Source organism: Vibrio sp. Vb0598, from assembly GCF_033338935.1.
In the GTDB taxonomy this organism is placed as follows: Bacteria; Pseudomonadota; Gammaproteobacteria; order Enterobacterales; family Vibrionaceae; genus Vibrio; species Vibrio alginolyticus.
Map to the genome: position 1 here is coordinate 1 of NZ_JAWOTP010000185.1, position 1208 is coordinate 1208.

The window sequence follows — 1208 nt, forward strand, 5'->3', positions numbered from 1 at the left end:
AAGTGGATAGACAAATGCTGTTTGAAATGTTTTTAACCAGAAGTTCGTCGGCTGAAATGTTTGGTAAATCAAAGGTTCTTAATTGAACGTTTTTCTCACCACAGATAACCGCTGCCGTTGTTTGTACCATGATTTCTCTCCTAATTGGGGCGATACCTGCCGCCCCAAACTGCATTGTTAGGCTGGTTGCTCAGTCGCGACCGTTTGTTGCTTAATCTTATCCATCAGCTCGTCAAGCGCTGGGTCGTTGAGGAAGTTCTTGATCGTTACGACTGGTAAACCTGTCGCGTTGACCGCGCGGCTTTCTAAGCTCTCGTGTGTCACGACAATATCGGCTTCACTCGGGACTTTCTCGATGGCAAAGTTCTTCACTTCAATCTCTATCCCAGCTTGTACCAGCTTGCGTTTGAAGGTCGATGCGCCCATTGCACTAGAGCCCATACCCGCATCACATGCGAATGCGACAAATGAAATTGGCTTGCTCGGTTCTTGCGTCGTCGCAGCTGCAACTGGCTTAACTGCGCCTTCCGCTTTCATCTCTTTCATGTCAGAAACTGATTTCTCAAACTCGCTTTCTTTTTCTTCTGATTTGCTCACTTTCAAAATCGCACTTGCTACCAAGAAAGAGACAATCGTTGCACTTGTCACACCTGCGATGGTCGCGATGAAGCTACCTTTCGGAGTTAGAGCAAGGTAAGAGAAGATAGAGCCTGGACTTGGACCCGCGACCAAACCGGCATCGAATAGGTTGAAGATTGCGATGCCTGTCGCCGCACAAGCAATCATTGCCACAATCATGATTGGTTTCATGAGTACGTATGGGAAGTACAACTCATGAATACCACCAAAGAAGTGAATGATGATGGCACTTGGTGCAGAACGTTTAGACAAACCCTGGCCAAACTTCGCGTAGGCCAGCAGCATACCAAGACCAGGACCTGGGTTAGACGCCACCATAAAGAAGATGGACTTGCCCGTTTCTGCGGCCGCTTGCAGGCCTAGTGGGTAGTAAATGCCTTGATCAATGGCGTTGTTCAGGAACAACACTTTTGCTGGTTCGTTAATGATCGCTAACAAAGGCAGGAAACCCGTTGCAACCAACGCTTCGATGCCTGATTTCACAAACAAGTTTGCTGCGGTGACCGAAGGGCCAACAATCTCGTAGGCGAACAAACACAACAACATACCGACGATACCCAACGAGAAGT

The 1208-nt window shown here is 48.1% G+C and carries 1 protein-coding gene and 1 pseudogene; both read right to left on the minus strand.

Annotated features, from left to right (window positions below):
• A pseudogene (locus tag R7Q38_RS23945) lies at positions 1 to 130 on the minus strand (L-sorbose 1-phosphate reductase); the annotation flags it as partial.
• Positions 131 to 177: 47 nt separating this feature from the next.
• Positions 178 to 1208 (minus strand): PTS transporter subunit EIIC (locus tag R7Q38_RS23950; RefSeq protein WP_318114547.1); only part of this gene is annotated, 1031 nt, incomplete at its 5' end.